Origin of the sequence: Paenibacillus sp. FSL R7-0345, assembly GCF_038595055.1 — a bacterium.
In the GTDB taxonomy this organism is placed as follows: Bacteria; Bacillota; Bacilli; order Paenibacillales; family Paenibacillaceae; genus Paenibacillus_AQ.
Map to the genome: position 1 here is coordinate 15,001 of NZ_CP152002.1, position 5,000 is coordinate 20,000.

A 5,000-nucleotide genomic window follows, 5' to 3' on the forward strand; every position below is an offset into this window, starting at 1 on the left:
TCCTGAGGAAGGCTCGTCCGCTCAGGGTAAGTCGGGACCTAAGGCGAGGCCGACAGGCGTAGTCGAAGGACAACAGTTTGAAATTACTGTACCACCGTAATCCGCTATGAGCGATGGGGTGACGCAGGAGGGTAGTGACGCGGACTGATGGATGTCCGTCTAAGCAGTGAGGCTGATGTGTAGGCAAATCCGCACATCGTTAAGGCTGGGCTGTGATGGGGAGCGAAAATTATAGTAGCGAAGGTCATGATCTCACACTGCCAAGAAAAGCCTCTAGCCAGGAGAAGGTGCCCGTACCGCAAACCGACACAGGTAGGCGAGAAGAGAATTCTAAGGCGCGCGGAAGAACTCTCGTTAAGGAACTCGGCAAAATGACCCCGTAACTTCGGGAGAAGGGGTGCCTCGGTAGGGTGAATAGCCCGAGGGGGCCGCAGTGAAAAGGCCCAAGCGACTGTTTAGCAAAAACACAGGTCTGTGCGAAGCCGCAAGGCGAAGTATACGGGCTGACGCCTGCCCGGTGCTGGAAGGTTAAGGGGAGTGGTTAGGGGCAACCCGAAGCTATGAACCGAAGCCCCAGTAAACGGCGGCCGTAACTATAACGGTCCTAAGGTAGCGAAATTCCTTGTCAGGTAAATTCTGACCCGCACGAATGGCGTAACGACTTGGGCGCTGTCTCAACGAGAGATCCGGTGAAATTTTAATACCTGTGAAGATGCAGGTTACCCGCGACAAGACGGAAAGACCCCATGGAGCTTTACTGCAGCTTGATATTGAATTTGGGTACGATCTGTACAGGATAGGTGGGAGCCGTAGAAACAGGAGCGCAAGCTTCTGTGGAGGCGCCGTTGGGATACCACCCTGATCGTATCTAGGTTCTAACCTGGTACCCTAAACGGGTACGGGGACCGTGTCAGGCGGGCAGTTTGACTGGGGCGGTCGCCTCCTAAAGAGTAACGGAGGCGTTCAAAGGTTCCCTCAGAATGGTTGGAAATCATTCGAAGAGTGCAAAGGCATAAGGGAGCTTGACTGCGAGACCTACAAGTCGAGCAGGGACGAAAGTCGGACTTAGTGATCCGGTGGTACCGCATGGAAGGGCCATCGCTCAACGGATAAAAGCTACCCTGGGGATAACAGGCTTATCTCCCCCAAGAGTCCACATCGACGGGGAGGTTTGGCACCTCGATGTCGGCTCATCGCATCCTGGGGCTGAAGTAGGTCCCAAGGGTTGGGCTGTTCGCCCATTAAAGCGGTACGCGAGCTGGGTTCAGAACGTCGTGAGACAGTTCGGTCCCTATCTGTCGTGGGCGCAGGAAATTTGAGAGGAGCTGTCCTTAGTACGAGAGGACCGGGATGGACGTACCGCTGGTGCACCAGTTGTTCCGCCAGGAGCATGGCTGGGTAGCTACGTACGGACGGGATAAGCGCTGAAAGCATCTAAGCGTGAAGCCCCCCTCAAGATGAGATTTCCCAGTATGTAAGACCCCTTGAAGACGACGAGGTAGATAGGTTGGAGGTGGAAGTGCAGCAATGCATGGAGCTGACCAATACTAATCGGTCGAGGGCTTATCCAATATCTATAAACGCAGATTCGTTTCGGATTCAGTTTTCAGGAATCAAGTTCCTGAAGCATTTACGCTGTAAATGCCCGTTTGGTGGCGATAGCGGAAGGGTTCCACGCGTACCCATCCCGAACACGACCGTTAAGCCTTCCAGCGCCGATGGTACTTGGACCGAAGGGTCCTGGGAGAGTAGGACGCCGCCAAGCACAAACAAAGCATCCCTCAAAGGGGTGTTTTTTGTTTTGTTCAGAGTTACACAAATAGTTTAAGTTTGGCTTTAGTTTTTGAGCTTGTTAAATAGAGGTGTTTTTTCATTAACTAGCTTGAGACTTTACTGAGAAGATGCATAAATACCCTTCAACTAATTATAATTGTTACTTGTCAATTGGTTTATTACGAAATAAAAGCAATCATTTTAGTATTAGGGTTCAGTTAAACTTAGGCAGGAACTGAGGATCTGCACAGATTGAAATATCTATTTTAACTTAATGGAAACTAAATCAGACCAGGATCAATTTTAATAGTAAAATGAGGTTTAACCCATCCGGCCTGCGATAATGGCCTTGGTTACGGTGGAGCTGCTGATGTATAATAGAGTGAGCTTAGGTGTTTGCTTAAGCAGCCGAAGGTCTACAAAGCAAAATTAAAATAATGCTTGCATTAAATATCTATACATGATATATTCTATTTCTGGCCAAGAAATGCTGAAAAGCAAGACGCCAAGCTCGGAAAAAGAAATTAAAAAAAGAGCTTGCATCGAACGGCTGGATGTGATATAGTATAAGAGTTGCTGACGACGAGAACATCGAAGTCAACAACGAGCTTGATCTTTGAAAACTGAACAACGAGTGAGTATCGGAAATCACTTCGGTGAGATCCAAAGTAGAGAATGTAAATTCTCGTCAGATGTTTCAAAATGAGCAATCGCTCTTTTCGATAGTTTTCGGATGGTTATTTCCTCGGAGTCATTCGGGTGAAGTAGCTGTTCGGAAAAACCTTATTGGAGAGTTTGATCCTGGCTCAGGACGAACGCTGGCGGCGTGCCTAATACATGCAAGTCGAGCGGAGCTTATCCTTCGGGGTAAGCTTAGCGGCGGACGGGTGAGTAACACGTAGGCAACCTGCCCCTTAGTCTGGGATAACTACCGGAAACGGTAGCTAATACCGGATAATTTCTCTTTTCGCATGAGGAGAGAATGAAAGGCGGAGCAATCTGCTGGTAAGGGATGGGCCTGCGGCGCATTAGCTAGTTGGTGGGGTAACGGCTCACCAAGGCGACGATGCGTAGCCGACCTGAGAGGGTGAACGGCCACACTGGGACTGAGACACGGCCCAGACTCCTACGGGAGGCAGCAGTAGGGAATCTTCCGCAATGGGCGAAAGCCTGACGGAGCAACGCCGCGTGAGTGATGAAGGTTTTCGGATCGTAAAGCTCTGTTGCCAGGGAAGAACGTCCGGTAGAGTAACTGCTACCGGAGTGACGGTACCTGAGAAGAAAGCCCCGGCTAACTACGTGCCAGCAGCCGCGGTAATACGTAGGGGGCAAGCGTTGTCCGGAATTATTGGGCGTAAAGCGCGCGCAGGCGGCTATTTAAGTCTGGTGTTTAAACCTTGGGCTCAACCTGAGGTCGCACTGGAAACTGGGTGGCTTGAGTACAGAAGAGGAAAGTGGAATTCCACGTGTAGCGGTGAAATGCGTAGAGATGTGGAGGAACACCAGTGGCGAAGGCGACTTTCTGGGCTGTAACTGACGCTGAGGCGCGAAAGCGTGGGGAGCAAACAGGATTAGATACCCTGGTAGTCCACGCCGTAAACGATGAGTGCTAGGTGTTAGGGGTTTCGATACCCTTGGTGCCGAAGTTAACACAGTAAGCACTCCGCCTGGGGAGTACGGTCGCAAGACTGAAACTCAAAGGAATTGACGGGGACCCGCACAAGCAGTGGAGTATGTGGTTTAATTCGAAGCAACGCGAAGAACCTTACCAGGTCTTGACATCCCGATGAAAGCATTAGAGATAGTGCCCCTCTTCGGAGCATCGGAGACAGGTGGTGCATGGTTGTCGTCAGCTCGTGTCGTGAGATGTTGGGTTAAGTCCCGCAACGAGCGCAACCCTTGACTTTAGTTGCCAGCAGGTTAAGCTGGGCACTCTAGAGTGACTGCCGGTGACAAACCGGAGGAAGGTGGGGATGACGTCAAATCATCATGCCCCTTATGACCTGGGCTACACACGTACTACAATGGCCAGTACAACGGGAAGCGAAGCCGCGAGGTGGAGCCAATCCCAGCAAAGCTGGTCTCAGTTCGGATTGCAGGCTGCAACTCGCCTGCATGAAGTCGGAATTGCTAGTAATCGCGGATCAGCATGCCGCGGTGAATACGTTCCCGGGTCTTGTACACACCGCCCGTCACACCACGAGAGTTTACAACACCCGAAGTCGGTGGGGTAACCCGCAAGGGAGCCAGCCGCCGAAGGTGGGGTAGATGATTGGGGTGAAGTCGTAACAAGGTAGCCGTATCGGAAGGTGCGGCTGGATCACCTCCTTTCTATGGAGAATCGTCACCTGCAACGGTGACATTCAAATCGGAAGCTAAGCTTCCAAAACTCAGGTTTAGGCCTGTTACTCACTCGTTGGTCAGTTTTGAGAGTTTAAGCTCTCAGCAGTACCTTGATCCTTGAAAACTGGATACCGAAACGAATTTGCGTTTTAGAACATCTTTTAGCTGAAACTTGTGTAAGCAAGTTGAAATAGTTATTAGTTGATGCGAATTTTTCTGCGAAGGAAATGACGATCTTGAATTTATTCAATGGTCCGATATTTCTCCTCCGGAGAAAATCGAGGTTAAGCTAATAAGAGCACACGGAGGATGCCTAGGCGCCAGGAGCCGACGAAGGACGTGGCGAACAACGAAACTGCCTCGGGGAGCTGTAAGCAAGCTTTGATCCGGGGGTGTCCGAATGGGGAAACCCAGCTGTGGTAATTCGCAGTTACTCACATCTGAATACATAGGGTGTGCAGAGGCAGACCAGGGGAACTGAAACATCTAAGTACCCTGAGGAAGAGAAAACAATAGTGATTCCGTCAGTAGCGGCGAGCGAACGCGGAACAGCCTAAACCAGGGGGCTTGCTCCTTGGGGTTGTGGGACGTCTCACATGGAGTTACAAAGGAATATGGTAGGCGAAGAGGTCTGGAAAGGCCCGCGATAGAGGTAAAAGCCCTGTAGCCTAAACTGTGTTCTCTCCGAGACGGATCCCGAGTAGTGCGGGGCACGTGAAACCCCGTATGAATCCGGCAGGACCATCTGTCAAGGCTAAATACTACCTGGCGACCGATAGTGAAACAGTACCGTGAGGGAAAGGTGAAAAGCACCCCGGAAGGGGAGTGAAATAGAACCTGAAACCGTGTGCTTACAAAAAGTCAGAGCCCGTTTTATGGGTGAT

General features: G+C 50.9%; 4 rRNA genes (2 of these 4 only partly in view). All 4 read left to right on the forward strand.

Annotated features, from left to right (window positions below):
* Nucleotides 1-1,571, forward strand: a 23S ribosomal RNA gene (locus tag NST84_RS00055) (it extends 1,356 nt beyond the left edge of the window).
* A 77-nt stretch (nt 1,572-1,648) separates the two neighbouring features.
* A 5S ribosomal RNA gene (gene rrf / locus NST84_RS00060) occupies nt 1,649-1,765 on the forward strand.
* A 791-nt stretch (nt 1,766-2,556) separates the two neighbouring features.
* A 16S ribosomal RNA gene (locus NST84_RS00065) occupies nt 2,557-4,104 on the forward strand.
* Nucleotides 4,105-4,398: 294 nt separating this feature from the next.
* Nucleotides 4,399-5,000, forward strand: a 23S ribosomal RNA gene (locus NST84_RS00070) (it continues 2,324 nt past the right edge of the window).
* Together the 16S, 23S and 5S rRNA genes form the textbook arrangement of a ribosomal RNA operon.